Annotated in this window: 17 protein-coding genes; 7 read left to right on the forward strand and 10 right to left on the reverse strand. The window is 73.4% G+C overall.

Annotation, left to right across the window (positions count from 1 at the left end; translation table 11 throughout):
• The first annotated feature begins 27 nt into the window (after nt 1–27).
• Nucleotides 28–1,221 (forward strand): cation:proton antiporter, encoded by a 1,194-nt coding sequence (locus tag DMB38_RS09760; protein WP_125934831.1) that lies wholly within the window; start codon nt 28–30, stop codon nt 1,219–1,221.
• 66 nt (nt 1,222–1,287) lie between these two features.
• Here the strand turns inward: DMB38_RS09760 and DMB38_RS09765 are convergent, their stop codons facing one another.
• The 4 genes from DMB38_RS09765 to DMB38_RS09780 all read right to left on the reverse strand — a co-directional run bounded on the left by DMB38_RS09765 (nt 1,288) and on the right by DMB38_RS09780 (nt 4,564).
• Nucleotides 1,288–2,430 (reverse strand): PP2C family protein-serine/threonine phosphatase, encoded by a 1,143-nt coding sequence (locus DMB38_RS09765; RefSeq protein ID WP_125934832.1) that lies wholly within the window; start codon nt 2,428–2,430, stop codon nt 1,288–1,290.
• Between the two features lie 145 nt (nt 2,431–2,575).
• Entirely contained in the window at nt 2,576–3,385 is an 810-nt protein-coding gene (locus DMB38_RS09770; RefSeq protein WP_125934833.1) for a DNA-formamidopyrimidine glycosylase family protein, read from the reverse strand.
• A 51-nt stretch (nt 3,386–3,436) separates the two neighbouring features.
• Nucleotides 3,437–3,922, reverse strand: a complete 486-nt coding sequence (locus tag DMB38_RS09775) for a ribose-5-phosphate isomerase (RefSeq protein ID WP_125934834.1) — start codon at nt 3,920–3,922, stop codon at nt 3,437–3,439.
• Nucleotides 3,923–3,946: 24 nt separating this feature from the next.
• On the reverse strand, nt 3,947–4,564 hold the full coding sequence (locus DMB38_RS09780; RefSeq protein WP_125934835.1) for a biotin transporter BioY: 618 nt from the start codon (nt 4,562–4,564) through the stop codon (nt 3,947–3,949).
• A gap of 351 nt (nt 4,565–4,915) precedes the next feature.
• Here DMB38_RS09780 and DMB38_RS09785 point away from each other — a divergent pair, with 351 nt between their 5' ends.
• From DMB38_RS09785 to DMB38_RS09795, 3 genes are all read left to right on the forward strand, one after another.
• A complete protein-coding gene (locus DMB38_RS09785) occupies nt 4,916–6,400 on the forward strand; it encodes an amino acid permease (protein WP_125934836.1) in 1,485 nt (494 codons plus the stop codon).
• Nucleotides 6,401–6,437: 37 nt separating this feature from the next.
• Nucleotides 6,438–9,041 carry an aminopeptidase N gene (gene pepN / locus DMB38_RS09790; protein WP_125934837.1) on the forward strand — a complete coding sequence of 868 codons (2,604 nt, stop codon included), beginning with the start codon at nt 6,438–6,440 and terminating at the stop codon, nt 9,039–9,041.
• A gap of 144 nt (nt 9,042–9,185) precedes the next feature.
• On the forward strand, nt 9,186–10,268 hold the full coding sequence (locus DMB38_RS09795) for a hypothetical protein (protein WP_125934838.1): 1,083 nt from the start codon (nt 9,186–9,188) through the stop codon (nt 10,266–10,268).
• 127 nt (nt 10,269–10,395) lie between these two features.
• Here the strand turns inward: DMB38_RS09795 and DMB38_RS09800 are convergent, their stop codons facing one another.
• Entirely contained in the window at nt 10,396–12,168 is a 1,773-nt protein-coding gene (locus DMB38_RS09800; RefSeq protein WP_125934839.1) for a TIGR03767 family metallophosphoesterase, read from the reverse strand.
• A 366-nt stretch (nt 12,169–12,534) separates the two neighbouring features.
• Between DMB38_RS09800 and DMB38_RS09805 the strand changes: the two genes are divergently transcribed.
• From DMB38_RS09805 to pepN (DMB38_RS09815), 3 genes are all read left to right on the forward strand, one after another.
• On the forward strand, nt 12,535–15,861 hold the full coding sequence (locus DMB38_RS09805) for a S8 family serine peptidase (protein WP_125934840.1): 3,327 nt from the start codon (nt 12,535–12,537) through the stop codon (nt 15,859–15,861).
• Nucleotides 15,862–16,078: 217 nt separating this feature from the next.
• Nucleotides 16,079–17,116: an aspartate-semialdehyde dehydrogenase gene (locus tag DMB38_RS09810; protein WP_125934841.1), complete on the forward strand. Its 1,038-nt coding sequence runs from the start codon at nt 16,079–16,081 to the stop codon at nt 17,114–17,116.
• A gap of 148 nt (nt 17,117–17,264) precedes the next feature.
• Entirely contained in the window at nt 17,265–19,847 is a 2,583-nt protein-coding gene (gene pepN, locus DMB38_RS09815) for an aminopeptidase N (RefSeq protein ID WP_125934842.1), read from the forward strand.
• Between the two features lie 138 nt (nt 19,848–19,985).
• On the opposite strand, the gene amaP is transcribed toward pepN (DMB38_RS09815), so the two are convergent.
• From amaP to DMB38_RS09840, 5 genes are read right to left on the reverse strand one after another with little or no spacing between them, the layout of a single operon-like run.
• Nucleotides 19,986–20,585, reverse strand: a complete 600-nt coding sequence (gene amaP, locus DMB38_RS09820) for an alkaline shock response membrane anchor protein AmaP (protein WP_125934843.1) — start codon at nt 20,583–20,585, stop codon at nt 19,986–19,988.
• Nucleotides 20,586–20,591: 6 nt separating this feature from the next.
• Entirely contained in the window at nt 20,592–21,155 is a 564-nt protein-coding gene (locus tag DMB38_RS09825) for a DUF6286 domain-containing protein (RefSeq protein WP_125934844.1), read from the reverse strand.
• The gene (locus tag DMB38_RS09830; RefSeq protein ID WP_125934845.1) at nt 21,152–21,532 is read right to left on the reverse strand and encodes an Asp23/Gls24 family envelope stress response protein; all 381 of its coding nucleotides are present in this window, start codon (nt 21,530–21,532) and stop codon (nt 21,152–21,154) included. Before DMB38_RS09830 ends, DMB38_RS09825 begins: the two co-directional genes overlap by 4 nt.
• A gap of 7 nt (nt 21,533–21,539) precedes the next feature.
• Nucleotides 21,540–21,743: a hypothetical protein gene (locus DMB38_RS09835; protein WP_125934846.1), complete on the reverse strand. Its 204-nt coding sequence runs from the start codon at nt 21,741–21,743 to the stop codon at nt 21,540–21,542.
• 42 nt (nt 21,744–21,785) lie between these two features.
• Nucleotides 21,786–22,268, reverse strand: a complete 483-nt coding sequence (locus DMB38_RS09840) for an Asp23/Gls24 family envelope stress response protein (RefSeq protein ID WP_125934847.1) — start codon at nt 22,266–22,268, stop codon at nt 21,786–21,788.
• Between the last annotated feature and the right edge of the window lie 56 nt (nt 22,269–22,324).

Genomic DNA, 22,324 nt, shown 5'->3' on the forward strand with positions numbered 1-22,324 from the left:
ATCGGACACGCAGACACCTTGATTGCCATGGGCGGCGCCTTCATGGCAGCCGCCATCCTCGCCCGTATCGGCAGCCGCATCGGGCTGCCCACCATCCCGCTCTTCATCCTCGCCGGCATCCTGCTCGGCCCGAACACCCCCGGCATCGTGCTGGTCAAGGACCCGCACGACTTGGAGATGCTCACCGCTCTGGGCCTCGTCCTGCTGCTGTTCTACCTCGGTCTCGAATTCCACATGGACGACCTCAAGTCGGGCGGTCGCCGCATGGCCGTGGCGGGCGGCATCTATCTGCTGCTCAACGTGGGCGCCGGAGCCGGCTTCGGCTTCGCGCTCGGCTGGGGCACGTCCGAGGCGCTGGTGCTCGCCGGTGTGCTCGGCATCTCCTCGTCCGCCATCGTCACGAAGATCCTCGTCGACCTCGGCCGGATCGGGAACGGCGAGACCAAACCGATCCTCGGCATCATCGTGATCGAGGACATCTTCCTCGCCATCTACCTGGCCGTGCTGCAGCCCGTCCTGTCCGGCGCCGAAGGCCCCGGCGAGGCCGCCCTGCAAGCCGGCAAGGCGATGGCCTTCCTGCTCGTCCTGGCCACGATCGCGCGCTTCGGCACGAAGGTCATCGGCCGGCTCTTCGACACCCGCGACAACGAGCTGCTCGTCATCTCCTTCCTCGGCGCCGCGGTGCTCGTCGCCGGGATCTCGGAGTGGTTCGGGGTGGCGGACGCCATCGGCGCGTTCATGGTCGGCCTGATGCTCGGCAGTACGACGTCCGCGGAGCGGATCCGCACGCTCGTGCACCCGCTGCGGGACGCCTTCGGCGCCATCTTCTTCTTCGGCTTCGGGCTCTCGATCGACCCGGGCGACCTGCCCTCGGTCGCCGCCCCCGTGGCCCTCGCGGTGCTGCTGACGATCGTGATGAACATCAGCGCGGGCCTCGCCGCGGCGAAGCTGTACGGGTTCGGGGCGGCGCCCGCCTCGAACATCGCGCTGACGCTGCTGGCCCGGGGCGAGTTCGCGCTCATCCTGGCCACGATGGCGGCCACGGCAGGGCTCGACCGGCGGCTGTCGCCGTTCATCGCCGGGTACGTTCTGGTGCTCGCCGTGCTCGCGCCGCTGGCGGCGGGGCGGTCCCACTGGCTGGCCCGCTTCCTGCCCGGTGGCAAACCGCCCGCGGGCGGGGCGGCACTGGAACCCGAGCCGGAGACGGCCGGGGCCAAGTGACCCCGGGGACCGGGGCGTACGCGCGCGACGGCGACGCGTGAGCGCCCCGGTCCCGGCCCGTCCGCCTCACTCGCGGCAGATCAGCAGCAGCGCCCGGTCGTCCTTGACGTCCTTGGCCACCTTCTCGATCAGGTGCCAGGCCGCGCCCCGGAACGTGCTCGACGCGTAGTGGTCCGCCTCGCCTATCAGCCGGTCCATGCCCTCGGTCAGATCCCGGTCCGGCGCCTCGACCAGCCCGTCCGAGAAGAGCATCAGCACGTCCCCGCGGCGCAGCGTGCCCTTCAGCGGGTCGAACTGCGCCTCCTCCACCACGCCGAGCAGCGGCCCCTCCGCGCCCTTCTCCTCCCAGCGGCCCGTGCCGGCGCTGAGCTGCACGCCGGGCACGTGCCCCGCGGAGAACAGCTCGTAGTCGCCCGACTCCAGGTCCAGCACCAGGTGCACGGAGGTGGCGAAGCCCTCCTGCCACTCCTGGCGCAGCAGATAGCCGTTGGCGGCGGGGAGGAAGTCGTGCGGCGGCAGCGAGCCGAGCAGCCCGCCGAAGGCGCCGGAGAGCAGCAGCGCCCGCGAGCCCGCCGCCATGCCCTTGCCGGAGACGTCGGTGAGCACGGCCTCCAGGATCTGGCCGCCGTGGGTGCGGGAGGCGACGACGAAGTCGCCGGAGAAGGACTGGCCGCCGGCCGGGCGCAGCGACATCTCCGCGTGCCAGCCGCGCGGCAGCCGGGGCAGCTTGCTCTGCACCCGGATCCGCTCGCGCAGGTCGAAGAGCATCGTGCCGCCGCGCCGCCACGGCACGCCCACGCGGCTGCGGAACTGCGCGACGGTCAGGCCCGTCAGCCCCACCGAGGCGATCACGAGCACGGTGCCGGGAGTGACCCGGGCGGGGCCTTCCGCGTACGGGCCGAGGAGCATCGCCTCGACGATGAGCGCGGTGGCGGAGGCGGCGTACAGCGCGAGGAGGCTGGCCGGTCGCAGCACCAGCCCGCCGATGAAGATCGGCAGCACCAGCGCGGCCGGCGAGATCCAGGCCGCCGAGAGGATCGTGCCGGCGGCGAGCGCCGGGATGGTCAGCAGGAGGACGACGAGGGCCATCCAGTCGGAGCCCTCACCGCGGAAGTAGTCGACACCGGCCCTGCGCACGCCGACGCGGGCCCGGTGCAGCGCCTTGTGCCACCGGGCCGCTTGCGAGGTGGAACCCGCACCTCCGGCCATGCCCCGGGACCCTATCCACCCGCCGCGCCGGGCGTCGATTCACGGCGTGCCGACCGCACTCTTCGGGCGGCACTGCCGGAATCGTATGCGAATTCACGGAGTTTTGAACGAAGGAGGGCCTGCGCGAACGCAGTTGGGACGAGGGTCACGTGGGCTGGCATCCGGGGCACCAGAAGAGGTTGCGCGCGGCGAGCGTGGCGGTGCGTACGTCGGTGCCGCAGAGGTGGCACGGGCGGCCCGCGCGGCGGTAGACGTACACCTCGCCGCCGTGCTCGTCGACGCGCGGCGGGCGGCCCATCGCCTCGGGCAGATGCTCCGGCCGTACGGTGTCGATGCGCCCGGTGCGCACGCCCTCGCGCATCAGCGCCGCGAGGTCCGCCCAGACCGCCTCCCAGGCGGCGCGGCCGAGGTCGCGGCCCGCGCGGTAGGGGTCGATGCCGTGCCGGAAGAGGACCTCGGTGCGGTAGATGTTGCCGACGCCGGAGATCACCCGCTGGTCCATGAGGAGCGTGGCGACCGGCGCGCGGCTGCGCGAGATCCGCGCCCACGCCGCCTCGCCGTCGTCGCCCGCGCGCAGCGGGTCGTCGCCGAGCCGGGCGTGCACGGCGTCCTTCTCCTCCTCGGTGACCAGCTCGCACGCCGAGGGGCCGCGCAGGTCCGCGTAGCCGGCGCCGGTGGCCAGCCGCAGCCGGACGGCGCCGACGGGCGGCGGCGCGGGGCCGTCGCCGAAGCCGACCTTGCCGTAGATCCCGAGGTGGACGTGGAGGTGGCCGACGGGTCCGAAGCCGAGGAAGAGGTGCTTGCCGTGGGCGTCGGTGCCGGTGAGCCGGCAGCCGTCGATGAGCGCGGCGCCGTCGGCGAACTTGCCCTGCGGGCTGGCCGCGCGGACCGCCCGGCCGCCGAAGCGCACGCCGTACTCGACGGACAGCCGGTGGATGGTGTGGCCCTCGGGCATACGCCCCCTCTCGGTCCTGTCCTCTCCCGCCCGTCCTGCTCGTGGCCGCCGCTACGGCTGCGGGTGGTGCGCCGGCACGTCGGGGAGCTTGCCGCTCTGCTCGTACGCGCTGAGCATGTCGATGCGCCGCTGGTGGCGCTCCTCGCCGGCGTACGGGGTGGCGAGGAAGACCTCGACGAAGCTCGTGGCCTCGTCGCGGGTGTGCATCCGGGCGCCGACGCTCACGACGTTGGCGTCGTTGTGCTCGCGCGCCAGCCGGGCCGTCTCCTCGCTCCACGCCAGCGCCGAGCGCACGCCCGCGACCTTGTTGGCGGCGATCTGCTCGCCGTTGCCCGAGCCGCCGATGACGACCCCGAGGCTGCCGGGGTCGGCGGCGGTGCGCTCGGCGGCGCGCAGGCAGAACGGCGGGTAGTCGTCGGCGGCGTCGTAGATCAGCGGGCCGCAGTCGACGGGCTCGTGCCCGTGCTCCCGGAGCCAGACGAGGAGGTGTTCCTTGAGTTCGTAGCCGGCATGGTCGCTGCCGAGGTACACGCGCATGGCCCGGAGTCTACGGGCCCCGGGTCAGCCCCGGTGCGCACGCCCGGCGATGTGCCAGGCGGCGGGGAGCGCGCCCATCGCGAGGGCGGCCTTCAGGGCGTCGCCGAGGAGGTACGGGGTGAGGCCGAGGGAGACCGCCTCGCCCAGGGAGACGTCGAGCGAGAGCGCCAGGTAGGGCACGCCCACGGCGTAGATGACGAGACTGCCGAGGACCATCGTCCCGGCCGTGCGCCACACGTCGCGGTCGCCGCCGCGGCGGGCCAGCGCGCCGACGGCCGCGGCGGCGAGGAGCATCCCGAGGACGTAGCCGAACGAGGGCATGCCCCAGCCCGAGGAGCCCTCCGCGAACCACGGCATCCCCGCCATGCCCGCGACCGCGTAGAGCAGGAGCGAGAGGAACGCCCGCCCGGTGCCCAGCGAGGCGCCGACGAGCAGCGCGGCGAAGGTCTGCCCGGTGACCGGCACCGGCGAGCCCGGCACGGGCACCGACAACTGCGCGGCGGCGCCGGTGAGCGCCGCGCCGCCGGCGACGAGCGCGATGTCGCGCAGCCGGGCGCGGGCCGCGGTCGAGGCGGGCAGCACGTCGGCGAGTACGGCGCCGGGGCGCGCGCGGTGCGGGGAGGAGACGGCGGCAGTGCTCATCGGGTTCTCCGGTCTCGGTTCGCGGGTCCGTCACGGGGTACGGGGACGCTGCGTACGCTAGCCGACGGCCTCGGGCCGATCACCGTGGAAAGGTGCCAATCCCCGCCGCACATACCTGTCACTCCCCCGCACCCCCGCGGCTACCGGCCCGGGGACTGCGATTCCGGCATCCGAGCAGGTCACGTGAGATACGCCACACGGTGACCGGGTTTCGCGCCGGGCCAACTGCCCGGCCGTACGCCCGACTCCCGCTGTGGAACCCCTCCAACGCCGGCTCGCCGGCCGCGGCGCACGCCCGGCGCGATGCCGCAGACTGAATCGTCCCCACGCACTACCCCCCAGGACACCAGCATGAGCGCATCCCCCCACCCCGACGGCACCGCCGGCGCCCCCGCGGGCGCCCCCGCAGACCCCGCAGGCATCCCCGCACCGGCCACCGCCGACGCCGCCGCACCGGCCGCGGGGGCACCCGCGGTGCCGTCCGCCCTCGGCACCGGCCTCAAGCAGCGCCACCTGACGATGATCGCGCTCGGCGGCGTCATCGGCGCGGGCCTTTTCGTCGGCTCCGGCGCCGGCATCGCCGCCGCGGGCCCCGGCATCGTCCTCGCGTACGCCGTCTCCGGGCTGCTCGTCATGCTCGTGATGCGGATGCTCGGCGAGATGTCCGCCGCCCACCCCGCCTCCGGCTCCTTCTCCGTGCACGCCGAGCGGGCGCTGGGCCCGTGGGCCGGGCTCACCTCCGGCTGGATGTACTGGACGCTGCTGGGCGTCGCCATCGCCGCGGAGGCGATCGGCGCCTCGCAGATCGTCACGGGCTGGCTGCCGGGCACCGAGTCGTGGATGTGGGTCCTGCTGTTCATGGCCGTCTTCTGCGTCACGAACCTGGCGGCCGTCGGCAACTTCGGCGAGGCCGAGTTCTGGTTCGCCGGGCTGAAGGTCGCGGCGATCACCGCCTTCCTCGCCCTCGGCCTCCTCGCCGTGCTCGGCCTGCTCCCGGGCACGGACTCGCCCGGCACCGCGAACCTCACCGGCGACGGCGACGGCTTCCTGCCCAACGGCTCCGAGGGGCTGCTCGTCGGCCTGCTCGCCTCCGTCTTCGCGTACGGCGGGCTGGAGAACGTGACCATCGCGGCCGCCGAGTCGGAGCACCCGCGGCGCGGCGTCGCCCGCGCGGTGCGTACCGCCATGTACCGGATCGCGATCTTCTACGTCGGCTCGATGCTGGTCGTCGTCGCGCTGATCCCGTGGGACGACCCGGCGGTGAAGTCGGGTCCGTACGCCGCCGCGCTCGACCACCTCGGCATCCCGGCCGCGGGCCAGGTGATGAACGTCGTCGTGCTGGTGGCGCTCCTCTCCGCGATGAACGCCAACATCTACGGCGCCTCGCGCATGGCGTACTCCCTGGTCGCCCGCGGCCAGGGCCCGCGCTTCCTCGGCCGGCTGACCCACCGCGTGCCGCGCCGCGCGGTTGTCGCCACCTGCTCCTTCGGCTTCGCCGCCGTGCTGCTCAGCTACCGCTGGCCCGACACGCTCTTCCAGTGGCTGCTGAACATGGTCGGCGCCGCGATCCTCGTGGTCTGGGCGTTCACCGCCGTCGCCCAGTTGCGCACCCGCCGCCGGCTGGAGCGCGAGGCGCCGGAGCTGCTGACGGTACGGATGTGGGCGTACCCGTACCTGACCTGGGCGGCGCTCGCCGCCATGGGCGGGATCCTGGTGCTCATGCTGCGCGAGCCGGACTCGCGCACCCAGCTCCTCACCACGGCGGGTCTGACCGCGGCGCTCTCCCTCGTGGGCCTGGTACGTCAGCACCGCCGGCGGGGTACCCGCATGACATGATTTCGCCATCGGACCTGCGAGACGAAGGAGTCACCCCGTGCCCGGTGAGAACCTGACCCGCGAGGAGGCCCGGGAGCGCGCACGGCTGCTGGAGGTCGAGGCGTACGAGGTCGAGCTCGACCTGCGCACGGCGGTGGCCCCCGCGCCCGGGCCCTTCCGGTCGGTGACCACCGTGCGGTTCCGCTGCGCCCAGCCGGGCGCGGCGACCTTCCTCGACCTCATCGCGCCGGACGTGACCGCGGTGAGCCTCAACGGGCGGGACCTCGACCCGGGCGCGGTCTTCGACGGGTCGCGGATCACGCTGGAGGACCTGGCGGCGGAGAACGAGGTCGTGGTCGACGCGCGCTGCGCGTTCAGCCGCACCGGCGAGGGCATGCACCGCTTCGTCGACCCGGAGGACGGCGAGGTCTACCTCTACACGCAGTACGAGCCGGCCGACGCCCGCCGGGTCTTCGCCACCTTCGAACAGCCCGACCTCAAGGCCCCGTTCACCTTCACCGTCACGGCACCCGCGCACTGGACGGTGCTCTCCGGCGGCGCGCTCGCGGGCCCCGTGGAGCGGCACCAGGACGCATCGGCGACCTGGCGGTTCGAGCCGACCAAGCCGATCTCCACGTACATCACGGCCGTCCTCGCCGGACCGTACGCCCACCTGGAGGACCGCTACACGCGCACGTTCGACGACGGCCGGGAGCTGGTCGTGCCGCTCGGCGCGCTCTGCCGCAGGTCCCTCGCCCGGCACTTCGACGCGGACGACGTCTTCACCGTCACCAAGCAGGGCCTGGACTTCTTCCACGACCACTTCGACTACCCCTATCCCTGGGGCAAGTACGACCAGGCGTTCGTGCCGGAGTACAACATCGGCGCGATGGAGAACCCCGGTCTCGTCACCTTCCGCGAGGAGTTCGTCTTCCGCGGCAAGGTCACCGACGCGGCGTACGAGCGCCGGGCGAACGTCGTGCTCCACGAGATGGCGCACATGTGGTTCGGCGACCTGGTGACCATGGAGTGGTGGGACGACCTCTGGCTCAAGGAGTCGTTCGCCGACTACATGGGCGCGCTGGCGCTCGCCGAGGCCACCCGGTTCACCGGGAGCTGGATCACCTTCGCCAACCGCCGCAAGGCGTGGGCGTACCGGGCCGACCAACTGCCGACGACCCACCCGATCACGGCCGACATCCACGACCTGGAGGCGGCCAAGCTCAACTTCGACGGCATCACGTACGCCAAGGGCGCCGCGGTGCTCAAGCAGCTCGTCGCGTACGTCGGCCGGGACGCCTTCATGGAGGGCGCCCGCCGCTACTTCAAGCGGCACGCCTTCCGCAACACCCGCCTCGCCGACCTGCTGGCCGCGCTGGAGGAGACGTCGGGCCGGGACATGTCGGCGTGGGCCGGGCCGTGGCTGCAGACCGCGGGCGTCGACACCCTCACGCCGCAGGTGACGTACGACGCGAACGAGCGGATCACCGAGCTGGCGATCCTGCGCGAGAGCCCCGAGACCGGCCCGGGCGCCGCCGCCCCGGCCCCGCGGCCGCACCGGGTGGCCGTCGGTCTCTACGGGCAGGCGGACGCCTCCGGCGAGCTGGTGCGCTACGCGCGCGCCGAGGCCGACGTCACCGACGGGCACGCGGTCGTCGCGGAGCTGGCCGGACAGCCGCGCCCCGAGCTGATCCTCGTCAACGACGACGACCTCACCTTCTGCAAGGCCCGCTTCGACGAGGACTCGCTCGACACCGTGCGCGAGCGGCTCGACGACGTCTCCGACCCCCTCGCCCGCGCCCTGCTCTGGGCCACCGCGTGGGACCTCACCCGCGACGGCCTCATGCCCGCCCGGGACTACCTCGACCTCGTGCTGCGCTTCGCCGGCCGCGAGACCGACATCGGCGTGCTCCAGGGGCTGCACCAGCAGGCGCACTACACCGTCGACCACTACGCCGCCCCCGGGCACCGCGCCGCGGCGGAAGAGGCCCTCGCCGAGGGCGCGCTGGGCGAGCTGCGGCTCGCGCCGCCCGGCAGCGACCACCAGTTGGCGTGGGCGCGCTTCTTCGCCTCCGTCGCCGGTACGGAGCAGGACCTGCAACTGCTCCGCGGCCTCCTCGACGGCCAGGCGAAGATCGACGGGCTGGACGTCGACCAGGAGCTGCGCTGGGAGGTGCTGCTGCCGCTCGTCGCCCACGGCGCCGCCGACGCGGCGGCCGTCGACGCCGAACTGGCCCGCGACGACACCGCGTCCGGCAAGCGCCACCAGGTGCGCTGCCTGGCCGCCCGGCCCGACGCGCGGGTGAAGGAGGCGGCGTGGACCGCCGTCGTGGACTCCGACGAGCTGTCCAACGCGATGGTCGAGGCGACCATCTCCGGCTTCACCCGGCCGGGGCAGCGGGACCTCCTCGCGCCGTACGCGCCGCGGTACTTCGAGGCGATCGAGCGGATCTGGCGGGAGCGGACGATCGAGAGCGCCATGGCGGTCGTACGGGGCCTCTACCCGGCGCTGCAGGCCCACCGGGGGACGCTGGACGCGACGGACACCTGGCTGCGGGAGACCGACGGCACGGCGCCGCCGGCGCTGCGGCGGCTGGTGTGGGAGGCGCGCGACGACCTGGCGCGCGCGCTGCGCGCGCAGGAGCGCGACGGGCAGGAGTGAGCCGCCGGGGGCGCGGCCCGTACGGGCCGGCGGCACCTCTGCTCGACAGTCGAACGTGTGGTCATTGGCCCCGGCTTGTCCGTATTCTTCGACGGCCCTGTAACAGCGGTTAGGGGAGGGTGGGGCGCCGGGAATCCAGCGGCCATGAATGCGAACTCAGCCTCCCCCGCACCGCTCAGCCCGCGCCCGCTCCGCGAGGCCGCCGGCGCCCGCGACCAGGTCATGACCGCCCGGCAACTGCGCGAGCACGGCATCGCCGCCGCCGACGCCGCGCAGCGCTGCCGCCCCGGCGGCCCGTGGCAGCAACTCCTGCCCGGCGTCTACCTGCTGCACGCGGGGCCACCGACGCCGGCGGAGCGGCTGCACGCGGCCCTGCTCTACGCCGGCCGGCCGCCGGGCCGCGCCACCGTACCCGCCCAGACCCGCGGCAGGACCGCCTCCGCCCCGGCGCGGGACGCCGCACCGGCGCCGTACGGCGACGCGATGATCACCGGCCTCGCGGCGCTCGCGCTGCACGGCTTCACCGCCGCCCCGCCGCTGCTCGCCCTCGCCCGGATCGACGTCCTCCTCCCCCGCACCCGCCGGCTCCGCTCCACCGGCTCCGTCCGCCTCGTCCGCGCCCACACGCTCCCGCGCCCCGACCGCATCACGGGCCTGCCCGTCGCCCCGGTCCCGCGCGCCCTCGCCGACACGGTCGCGGTCCTCACCGACGCCGCCGACGTGCACCGGCTGCTGACGGAGGCGGTGCGCGGCGGGCACTGCGAGGCGGCGGCGGTGGTACGCGAGCTGAGCCGGGCCCGGCTGCTGGGCCGGGCGCACGTGATCGACGCGGTCGACACCCTGATCGCGGAGGGCCGCGCGCTGGCCGAGGGCCGCCTGTACGCCATGGTCGACGCCCACGCCCTGCCCGACCCGCTCTGGAACGTCGACCTCCGCCTGCCCGGCGGCCCCCACCTCGGCGGCGTCGACGCCTACTGGCCGGACCACGCGGTCGCCGTGGAGATCGACGCCCGTACCCCGCGCCGCACCTCCCACGACGAGGAGGCGCTGTGGTCCCAGTACGCGAGGAAGCGGGAGACGCTGGAGCGCCTGGGCATCACGGTCGTCCACGTCACCCCGCGGGCGCTGCGCGAGGCGCCGGAGCAGCAGGCGGAGGTGGTACGGGCCGCGATGATCGCCTCGGCGGAACGGGACCACGCCACGCACGTGGTGGTCCTGCCGCGCTGAGCGCCGCACCGCCGTCGTCACCGGTGGGAAGGGATATCGGGGCGTCGTCGTTGTCACCGCCGACGACGCGGGCAACGTACGGAACGGGAGTAGCCCCGATGTCTTTTCACGGGTATGGCGCACGGGGTCAGCGGGTCTGCAGCAGTTCGGTGTTGCGGTCCGTCTCCAGGCCCGACAGGGCGCGGCGGCGCGGGGAGTGGGGGGCGTTCAGGGCCAGCTCGCGGTAGAGGGACGCCAGGCCCGCCTGGCTCAGTTCGCCGCCGTCCGCGCGGTACGGGGCCGCCGACTCGATCAGCGTCGTGAAGAGCGACAGCGTCCCGTCGCCGTTGTCCGCCAGCTCCACCACCCGGGCCAGTTGGGGGAAGTCCACGTGGGAGGCGGTGGTGATCTCCCACAGCCCGCCCTCGGCGTCGCCGTGCGGGGTGATCTCGTTGCGGTGGCTGTGCCCGTTCACCCACGCGACCACGTTGCGGTGGGCCAGCAGCAGCCCGAGCAGTTCCCCGCCCGTGTGCCGCTTGTCGTCCGGCCGGAAGGGGTCGGGTGTCGTGTTGTTCATCGACTTGCTGGTGTGGTGGCTGAAGACGACGACGTACGCGTGCGCGTGCTCCGCCAGCTTCCGCTCCAGCCAGCGCAACTGCGCCGTGCCCAGCGAGCCGCGGTAGTCGCCGCCCTGGTCGGTGGTGTCCAGGCTGATGCCGACGACGCCCGGTCCCGCCTCGCCGAGGGCGAAGTCGTAGTACAGCTCGCCGGAGGCGCGGTGGGCCTCCGTGTAGCCGTGGCCCACGGGCCCCGCCCCGGTGAAGCGCTCCTGGAGGTGCGCGGCCACGTACTCCTGTGACGTGAAGGGCGCCCGCCGCTCGTCCGCCGTGACCGTACGCATCAGGTGCCGCTGCGTGCGCAGCATCTCGGCGAACGCCTCGCCCCGCGGGTCGGTGCCCGCGCGCAGGGCGTCGAAGAGCGGCCCGGCGATCGACTCCGGCAGGGTCATCAGCTTCCGGTCGCCGGTCGCGTACTCGGTGAAGTACGGCTGGCGGGCCGCGTAGCAGCCGCCGGGCAGCAGGTCGTGGTTGCCGACGGTGGAGTACCACGGCAGGTGCAGCCCGGGGCTTGCGACCTCCCGGATCGCCGCGTCGAGGAAGCCGTCGACGCGCGGGAAGCCGAGCGCCTTGTCGGCGTCGCGCAGCCGGCTCTCCGGGTGCCAGTAGCGGTCGACGCCGCTGTTCTGGACGCCCTCGTAGGACCGGGGGTCACCGCTGTTGGGCACGATCCGGCCGCCGCTCATCGCGGTGAGGTACCACTCCAGTTCCAGGCCGTTGTTGTTGTCCGTGTTGTCGCCGGTGGTGACCGCACAGCCGAGCGCGAGCCCGGTGGCGGGCCCGGCGGTCAGCGAGTTGACGCGCTCGATGAGCGCGATCGCGCCCGGCACGCTCAGCGCCTCCTGCGGGCGCCAGCCGTCGCCCTGGTGCTCGCGGAAGTACTCCGAGCGCAGCGGCGTCTGTACGTCCACGATGTGCAGGTCGGTGAGCTGGACGAAGGCGGCGAGCGGGGTCCGCTTCTCCTCGCGCCGCGCGCCCGCGGCGCCGAGTTCCGCGCGTACGACCCGGGGCCAGCCCGCGCCCTCCGTGAGGTTCCGGTAGCCGCCGGACCCGGCGGCGGTGGCCGTCGTACGGATCGTGGTGCCCGCCGACGACGGCGCGGGCGGCGCGCCGGGCGCCAGCCCCCGGGCGCCGCCCCGCGAGGCCAGCGCCGGCGGCCCGGCGGACCGCGCGGTCGCCCGCGGCTGGCCGGGGCCGAGGGCGAGACCGAGTCCGGCGGCCGCACCCGCGGCCCCGGCGGCGCCCAGGAGGACGGCGCGCCGGCGGGGGCCCGGAGGCATGGTGGACGTGCGTTCGCGGTGCATCAGCGCTCCTGGGGGGATGAGCGGGAGGCTTCGGCGCGGGTGGGTCACCCGTACACTCGGAGCCTTGGCACGCCGGGTGACCTGCTACTTAACGCAACCGGAACGACGGCGGCCGGGTAGCCCACAAATACCTTCACCGGTTGAAAACACCGCGCAATGGACACGCGATCCTCGCCCGTTCGAGTGGCGACGGTCACCGTGGGTTCATCGCGGCGGGAAAGCGCCGCGCGCACCCTCCTGGCGGCTATGCGCCAACGCCGCAATCCGCCACTCTCAACTCCCCCCGCGCACGCGTTCCTTGCTGATAAATATGCGGACAGCCGGCACCGGATGCCGGTTTCCACACAGGTGGGGGTTGAACAAGAGATGACGATCTCTCCCAGACGCACGCCCGGACGCATACCGGGGGGCGGACGGCCGCGCGCCGCCGCCCGAATAGCCCTCGCGGCCGGGCTGGCCGCCGCGCTCACCGCGACCGGCTCGGCGGCCACCCAGGCCGCGGAGGGCGCACCGGAGCCCGACCGGCCCAAGGCCGCGGCGGACAAGCTCGGCGCGAAGGACGCCGAACTGCTCGCCGAGGCGAAGGCCGCGGGCGACAAGAACGTCACGCTGCTGGTCGCCGTCGAGCCCGGGCAGGCCGCCGAGGTCGCCGACACCTTCCGCGCCGTACGCGGCGCCTCCGTCGGCCGTACGCACGACAGACTCGGCTACGTCCGCGCGACCGTGCCCACCGGCCGCGCCGACGCCGCCATCGCCGGCGCCGCGAAGCTCGCCGCGGTCCAGGGCATCGATCTGAACGAGGAGATCGAGCTGCCCGATCCGCGGCCCGAAGCCGACCGGGCCGAAGGCGACAAGGGTGGCAAGGGCAGCGGCGCGCAGGGCGCCTACCCGGCCCCCGGCCGCTCGACCCCGGCCGAGAACCCGTACCAGCCGGCCCACGAGACCGGCGCCGTCGACTTCGTCGAGAAGCACCCGAAGGCCGACGGCCGCGGCGTCACCATCGGCATCCTCGACTCCGGCGTCGACCTCGCCCACCCCGCGCTGCGCAAGACCACCACCGGCGAGCGCAAGATCACCGACTGGGTGACGGCCACCGACCCGATCGTCGACGGCGACCGCACCTGGCGCCCGATGGTCACCGACGTCTCGGGCCCCGCCTTCACGTTCAACGACCGCGAGTACACCGCCCCGCGCGGCGACTACTCCATCAGCCTCTTCAGCGAGAACGCCACGCTCGGCGGCGAGATGCAGGGCGACCTGAACCGCGACGGCGACACCACCGACTCCTGGGCGCTGCTGTACGACGCGGCGGCCGGGACCGTGCGCGTCGACCTCGGCGACGACGGCGACTTCACGAACGACAAGCCGATGGCGCCGTACGGCGAGGACCACGAGTTCCGGTACTTCGGCGCCGACGACCCGGGCACGGCGATCGCCGAGGCGATCCCGTTCGTCGTGGAGATCCGCAAGGACGTGCCGATGGACCCGTACGGCGGGGACTGGATCGGCAAGAAGGAGGACTTCGTCAACATCGGCGTCGTCGAGGGCGCGCACGGCACCCACGTCGCCGGCATCACCGCGGCGAACGGCCTCTTCGGCGGCAGGATGAACGGCGCCGCGCCCGGAGCCAAGCTCGTCTCCTCCCGGGCCTGCACCTGGAGCGGCGGCTGCACCGCGGTCGCGCTCACCGAGGGCATGATCGACCTGGTCGCCAACCGCGGCGTCGACGTCGTCAACATGTCCATCGGCGGCCTGCCGCCGCTCAACGACGGCAACAACGCCCGCGCCGCGCTCTACAACCGGCTCATCGACACCTACGGCGTGCAGCTCGTCATCTCCGCGGGCAACGACGGCCCCGGCGCCAACACCATCGGCGACCCCGGCCTGGCCGACAAGGTCATCAGCGTCGGCGCGGCCGTGTCCCGCGAGACCTGGGCCGCCAACTACGGCAGCCAGGTGAAGACGGCGTACGCGATGATGCCGTTCTCCTCCCGCGGCCCGCGCGAGGACGGCGGCGCCACCCCGACGATCACCGCCCCCGGCGCGTCGGTCAACACCATCCCGACCTGGCAGCCCGGCTCGCCGGTCGCCGAGGCCGGGTACGCACTGCCGCCCGGCTACGGCATGCTCCAGGGCACCTCGATGTCCTCGCCGCAGACCGCGGGCGCCGCGGCGCTGCTGCTGTCCGCCGCCGAGCGGGAGGGCATCGACGTCACGCCGAACGCCCTGCGCACCGCGCTGACGTCCACCGCCGACCACATCCCCGGCGTGCAGACGTACGCGGAGGGCGCGGGCCTGGTCGACGTCGTCGACGCCTGGGAGTCCCTGGAGGACGGCGCCACGGCGTACGAGTACAAGGTCGAGGCGCCCGTCGACACCGTCCTCGACGGCTTCCTCGCCACGCCCGGCGTGGGCACCGGCGTCTACGACCGCGAGAGCGGCCCGGCGCGCGGCGGGTCCGAGACGTACGAGATCACCCTCACCCGTACCTCCGGCCCGGCCGGCGGCACGCCGCACGAGCTGGAGTGGCAGGGCAACGACGGCACGTTCAAGCTGCTCGGCGACGACGACGTCACGCTGCGCCGCGGCCAGCCCGTGACCGTGAAGGTGCAGGCCAAGCCGCGCTCGGCGGGGCTGCACAGCGCGGCCCTGCTGGTCGACGGCAAGCGCACCGAGGGCATCGACCACCGGGTGCTGACCACCGTCGTCACCTCGCAGGAGCTGGCGGCGCCGGCGTACGGCCACCAGGTCTCGAACGAGGTGCAGCGCAACTCCACGCGCTCGTACTTCGTGAAGGTCCCCGAGGGCGCGAAGACCCTGGAGGTGGCGATGAGCGGGCTCAAGGGCAAGAGCCAGACCCGCTGGATCGCGATCGACCCCTGGGGCATCCCGGCCGACGAGACGTCGACGCCGTTCTGCTACAACAACTACGACAACCCGGCCAACACCTGCCGCCCCGACCTGCGCTCCTACGACAACCCGATGCCGGGCGTCTGGGAGATCGAGGTCGAGTCGCGGCGCACCTCGCCGGAGCTGGACAACCCCTTCACGGTCGACGCGGCCGTGCTCGGCGCGGCCTTCGACCCCGAGGTGCAGACGATCGACGAGGCGAAGGTCGGCACCCCGAGCCCGGTGGAGTGGACGGTGACCAACGGGTTCGCCCCGGTGGCCGGCAAGCTCGCCGGCGGCCCGCTCGGCTCCGGTCTGGCGACCCGGCCCGAGATCGCCGACGGTGACACGAACACCACGACGGTCGAGGTCGGCGAGGGCGTCACCCGGTTCGACGCGGTGATCGGCGCCACCTCGGACGCCAACGCGGACCTGGACCTGACGGTCTACCGCGACGGCGAGCCGGTCGCGCAGTCCGCGGACGCCGACTCGGAGGAGGGCGTCACCCTCACCGACCCGGAGCCCGGGACGTACACGGTGGAGGTCTACGCCTACGACGTGCCGGCGGGCACGACGGCGTACGACTACCGCGACGTGTACTTCTCCCCGGCGCTGGGCGAGGTGAGCGTCGCCGACGAGCCGGTGGAGCTGGACAGCGGCGCGAGCGCCGAGGTCGGTGCCGAGGTCACGGTCGCGGCGCCCGGGCCCGAGGGGCGCGAGTTCTTCGGCGAGGTGCAGTTGCGGAACGCCCGCGGCACGGTGGCGGGCGCGGGCAGCGTGCGGATCGGCACGGTGGTGCCGTAGCACGCCCGGCGTACGCCGTGGGCGCCGCCCGTACGCTCTGACGACCACCCGCGGGGGCGGGACGCCGGACCAGCCGGTGTCCCGCCCCTGTGGCGTGCGTCTCAGTCCCACGCGCGAGCGCACCTGCGGCGGGCGGCTGGGCAGGGGAAACGACTGGAGCCAGCCGCCCGGCGCCCGGCATCATGGTGGGCGGACCCGCACCCGTGAACGGAGAGCCATGAAGATCGGAATCGTCGGAGCCACCGGCCAGGTCGGCGGAGTGATGCGCGACATCCTCGCCGAGCGGGCCTTCCCGGCCGACCAGCTTCGCCTGTTCGCGTCGGCCCGGTCCGCGGGGCGCACGCTGCCGTGGCGGGACGCTCCGGGGGGTACGGTCACGGTGGAGGACGCCGGCACCGCCGACTACTCCGGGCTCGACATCGTGCTCTTCTCCGCCGGGGGCGCCACCTCCAGGGCCCTCGCCGAGAAGGTCGCCGCACAGGGCCCCGTCGTGATCGACAACTCCTCCGCGTGGCGCCGCGACCCCGCGGTGCCGCTGGTGGTCTCCGAGGTCAACCCGCACGCGGTGGCCGACCGCCCCAAGGGCATCATCGCCAACCCGAACTGCACCACGATGGCCGCGATGCCGGTGCTCAAGCCGCTGCACCGCGAGGCGGGCCTGGTCTCCATGGTCGTCGCCACCTACCAGGCGGTCTCCGGCTCCGGCCTGGCCGGCGTGGACGAGCTGTACGAGCAGGTCCGCGCCGCCGGCGAGGACGCGCCGAAGCTGACGCGGGACGGCGCGGCGGTCGCCTTCCCCGAGCCGGCGAAGTACGTGGCCCCGATCGCGTACAACGTGCTGCCGATGGCCGGCTCCCTCGTCGACGACGGGCTCGACGAGACGGACGAGGAGCAGAAGCTGCGGCACGAGTCGCGCAAGATCCTGGAGATCCCGGAGCTGAAGGTCTCCGGCACCTGCGTCCGCGTCCCCGTCTTCACCGGCCACTCGCTCCAGGTCAACGCCCGCTTCGCGGAGCCGCTGAGCCCCGCGCGGGCCGCCGAGGTGCTGGCCGGGGCGGAGGGCGTCGCGCTCGCGGACGTGCCGACGCCGCTGGGCGCGGCCGGGCGGGACGTGTCGTACGTCGGGCGCATCCGCCGGGACGAGACCGCGGAGAACGGGCTGGCGCTCTTCCTCTCCGGCGACAACCTGCGCAAGGGCGCGGCGCTGAACGCGGTGCAGATCGCGGAGCTGGTGGCGGCCGAAGCACGGTCCTGAGCCGGGGGCGCGCCTCCGTCCGGCCGGGTTTTCCACAGGCCGGCACGGGCCGTACGGGCGGGGGTGCCGCCGTCATCCACAGGCCGCTTCGCGCGGGGGGCCGGCGTGCGAGGATTGCGGTCAGTCGTAGGGGTAAGGAGTAGCCCAGGTGCCTGGCACGAATCTGACCCGGGAAGAGGCGCAGGAGCGCGCGCGCCTGCTGAAGGTGGACGCGTACGAGATCGATCTCGACATCTCCGGCGCCAAGGAGGCCGCGGAGGGGGGCACCTTCCGGTCGGTGACGACGGTGCGGTTCTCGGCCGCCGAGGAGGGCGCGGAGACCTTCGCGGACCTCATCGCGCCCGAGGTGCACGAGGTGGTGCTGAACGGCACCGCGCTGGATGCCGCCGAGGTCTTCGCCGACTCCCGGATCGCCCTGCGGGGGCTGCGCGCGGGGGAGAACGAGCTGCGGGTCGTCGCCGACTGCGCGTACACCAATACGGGTGAAGGTCTGCACCGCTTCGTCGACCCGGTGGACGGCGAGACGTACCTGTACACGCAGTTCGAGGTGCCGGACGCGCGCCGGGTGTTCGCCAACTTCGAGCAGCCGGACCTGAAGGCGACGTTCGCCTTCACGGTGACCGCGCCGGAGGGCTGGCAGGTCATCTCCAACTCGCCGTCCCCGGAGCCGGTGGCCGGGGTGTGGCGCTTCACGCCCACGCCGCGGATGTCGACGTACATCACCGCGCTCATCGCCGGCCCCTACACGTCGGTGCACGGCACCTGGGAGGGCGACGGGCGGACGGTGCCGCTGGGCGTGTACTGCCGGCCCTCGCTCGCCGAGTTCCTGGACGCGGAGGCGATCTTCGACGTCACCCGGCAGGGCTTCGACTGGTTCCAGAAGCGGTTCGACTACCCGTACCCGTTCGAGAAGTACGACCAGCTCTTCGTCCCGGAGTTCAACGCGGGCGCGATGGAGAACGCGGGCGCGGTCACCTTCCGCGACCAGTACGTGTTCCGCTCCAAGGTCACCGACGCGGCGTACGAGATGCGGGCCGACACGATCCTGCACGAGCTGGCCCACATGTGGTTCGGCGACCTGGTGACCATGGAGTGGTGGAACGACCTCTGGCTGAACGAGTCGTTCGCCACCTACTCCTCCACCGCCTGCCTCGCCCAGGCGCCCGGCTCGCGCTGGCCGCACGCGTGGACGTCGTTCGCGAACCAGATGAAGACGTGGGCGTACCGCCAGGACCAGTTGCCCTCCACCCACCCGATCATGGCCGAGATCACCGATCTCGACGACGTGCTGGTCAACTTCGACGGCATCACGTACGCCAAGGGCGCCTCGGTGCTCAAGCAGCTCGTGGCGTACGTCGGCGAGGACGAGTTCTTCCGCGGCGTGCAGGCGTACTTCAAGCGCCACGCCTTCGGCAACACCCGGCTGAGCGACCTGCTCGGCGCCCTGGAGGAGACCAGCGGGCGCGACCTGGCGGCCTGGTCCAAGGCGTGGCTGGAGACCGCCGGGATCAACGTGCTGCGGCCCGAGCTGGAGACCGGCGCCGACGGCGTGGTCACGTCGTTCGCCATCCGCCAGGAGGCCCCGGCGCTGCCCGCGGGCGCCAAGGGCGAGCCGGTGCTGCGCCCGCACCGCATCGCCGTCGGGCTGTACGAGCTGAAGGACGGCCGGCTGGTCCGTACGGACCGGCTGGAGCTGGACATCGACGGCGAGCTGACCGACGTGCCGCAACTGGCGGGCCGCCCCCGCCCCGCGGTCGTCCTGCTCAACGACGACGACCTCACCTACGCCAAGGTCCGGCTCGACCCCGCCTCCCTGGACGTGGTCACCCGGCACCTCGGCGACTTCGAGACCACGCTGCCGCGCGCGCTGTGCTGGGCGTCCGCCTGGGACATGACCCGCGACGGCGAGCTGGCCACCCGCGACTACCTGGACCTCGTCCTCTCCGGCATCCGCAAGGAGAGCGACATCGGCGTGGTGCAGTCCCTGCACCGCCAGGTGAAGCTGGCCCTCGACCTCTACGCCGCCCCCGACTGGCGCGAGACCGGCCTGGCCCGCTGGTCGGCCGAGGCCGAGACCCGGCTCCACGCCGCCGAGCCGGGCGGCGACCACCAGCTCGCCTGGGCCCGCGCCCTCGCGGCCACCGCCCGCACCGACGGCCAACTCGACCTGCTCGCCGGCCTCCTCGACGGCTCCCGCACGATCGAGGGGCTCGAGGTCGACACCGAGCTGCGCTGGGCCCTGCTGCACCGCCTGGCCGCCACCGGACGGGCCGGGGAGGACGCCATCGCGGCGGAGCTGGAGCGCGACAAGACCGCGGCCGGCGAACGCCACGCGGCCTCCGCCCGGGCGGCCCGGCCGACCGCGGCGGCCAAGTCGCGGGCGTGGACGGAGGTCGTGGAGGAGGGCAACCTGGCCAACGCGGTGCAGGAGGCGGTGATCGCCGGCTTCGTCCAGACCGACCAGCGCGAACTGCTGGCCCCGTTCACGGCGAAGTACTTCGACGCGGTGAAGGACGTCTTCGACTCCCGCAGCCACGAGATCGCCCAGCAGATCGTCGTCGGCCTCTACCCGGCCCTCCAGGTCTCCCAGGCCACCCTGGACGCCACGGACGCCTGGCTCACGGAGACCCAGCCGTCCCCGGCCCTGCGCCGCATGGTGACGGAATCCCGCGCCGGCGTGGAACGCGCCCTGAGAGCCCAGCAGGCCGACGCGGCTGCCGCGACGTCCTGACCCGGGCGGGCGGTCCCTTCCCGGACGGAGCCGCGGATCGAGCGGAGGAGGACTGGCCGGGGCCGGGCGTCCCGGCCACGACCCGTACCCGGCCACGGCGGGCGAGGAGCCGGCCCGCAGTCAGGGGTACGGGAGCATTCACAGGACGCGGCCCGCACGGTGTGAGGTTGCCCGAAGCCGGACCTCCGTCGGTAGCCGGTCCGTCCCCACGGCGTCGCGGGCGTGGACCAGCGCCTCGTCGGCGAGCCGCACGAGGGTTCCGGCGGGATCGGCGTGCGGGGCCAGGCGCAGGGACAGCCAGGTGCGGGGGTGTGTGCGCCGGCCGACCAGGCGGGTGGTGGCCCGGTCGACGCCGGGAAAAGAGCCTGCCTCCGCAGACAGGGCGTCTTCCAGGGCGCGGGCCCTGACCTGGGCCGTTTCCCCGCCCTCGGTGTCCACCAGCACCTGGCTCAACTGACGCCGGCGCACCTGGGCCAGCAGCCACCAGAGAGAGAGCAGGAGGATGACGGCCAGGGCGGCGATGACGACGGGCCACCACCATCCCTCATCGCGCCACCGGGTTCGGTCGGCGTTGCTGAGCAGGACTTGTTGCGGGCGGTCCCAGGGCCAGGCGTCGGGGAAATGCCACCGGCGCAGGAGGTCCAGCCCGCCCAGCAGCGCAGTCCCGCCGAAGCCGAGAAGGACCAGACCGCAGGCCCCGAGCAGCAGCCGATTGACGATCAGGCGTGCCTGGCGCATGTCACCTCACTTCTTCGCTCGTCTGGCACGGACGGAGACCGCCGGCCGGCGGGCCAGCCCCAGGTGGTGCAGTTCCTGGTCCAGGGTGGTGCGGAGCTCGTTGCGTACGTCGTCCAGGTCGCGGAAGTGGGAGACCGCGCGCGCCTTGGCACGTCGCCGGCCGACGGACAGCTTCGCCGACTGGACGCCGGGGACTTCCATGGCACGGTCACGCAGGATCAGGCCGGCCGCCGAGCGGTCGAGGCCGGCGCGGATGTCAGCGCACGGTCGCCGCATCGGCAGAAGATGGCGCAGTCCGGGAGTGAGCGCCATGACCAGGAGCCAGAGTCCGATCGCGGCGATCGCCGCGCTGCTGGCCAGGACCCAGGTGTTGTCCAGGTGGACGGTGGACAGCTTGTGGGCGAGCCAGCGGCGCCAGTACATCCCGGGCCGGCCCGCGCGTACGGATACCACGTCGTAGAGCAGGAACCCGGAGGCGACCAGCACGACGAGTGCGACGATGCCCGCGGGAACCCTGCGGGCCGACCAGAACCGCCGGGCGCGGCCGTCGGGGAAGTGCTCCTCGCTCATCGCACCCGCTCCACGTCAGACGATTGCGGCCCGTGCAGACGCTCGACACTGACGGCGACCTGGCGCACGGACATGCCCGCCAGGTGTTCGACGCGTTCGCGCACGTGCCGGCGGACTTCGGCACACTGGCTGCCGATCCGTGCGGGGTAGTCCAGGTCGACGTCGACCTGGACGTGCGCCTGACCGAGGCCGTTCCCGCCCTGGCGGTGTACCGATGCCTTGGCGCGCGCGTTCGCCCTCACGGGGCCGTCGGCCGGGCTGCTCGCGCGCAGCGCTTCGCGCGCCGCCTGCATGGCGATCTTGGCTACCACCCGGTCCGCGACACGGGTCGCGCCCCGGGCTCCGGCCTCCACACGTGAGGCTTCTGGTGTCGTCACCGGGCCTTCACCTTCGCCGGTCGAAGCGGTCGCCGCTTCCGCCGCGGGTTCCGAAGAAGTCGCCCAGCTCCAGGTCGCCGTCGGCGAACCGCCCGAGGAAGAACCCGATCAGGCCGAGCACCACCACCACGATGAAGGCTCCGAAGCCGCCGAAGTACCCGGCGAAACCCGCCGCCATCCCGGCCGCCATGCCGACCACGGCCATGCTCATCGCGTGCTCCCCACTCGGAGCCGGGGCCGGCAGCGGACCGGACTACCTGATCGTTCTGCCATCGCCCTCTTCGTCCTCTTCGTCGGGCAGTTTGACGTCGTCGACCGCGATGTTGACCTCGACGACTTCCAGGCCCGTCATCCGCTCCACCGCGGCGATGACGCTCTGCCTGACCTCCGAGGCCAGATCCGCGATGGCGAAGCCGTAATCGACCACGAGATCGAGATCGAGGGCGCACTGGACCTCGCCGACCTCGGCCTTCACGCCGCGGGTGACGGACGACCTGCTTCTCGAATCGCCGGGAACCCGGTCGCGGACGGCGCCGAGCGTACGCGCCATACCGCCGCCCATGGCATGCACGCCCGGCACGTCCCTGGCGGCCAGCCCGGCGATCTTCTCCACCACGCCGTCGGCGATGGTGGTCCGGCCGCGATCACCCGGCGCGACGTGCCTGCCGGCGCTGCCCGCCCGGCCCTCACCGCTCTGACGGCCCCCGGACCGCGCCTCTTCCGCCTCGTCGGCCATCCCAAGCCACCTCCCACTCGATCAAAAAGATAACTTTTACATACTTTGCACTGAAA

Source organism: Streptomyces sp. WAC 06738, assembly GCF_003945505.1.
Lineage (GTDB): Bacteria > Actinomycetota > Actinomycetes > Streptomycetales > Streptomycetaceae > Streptomyces.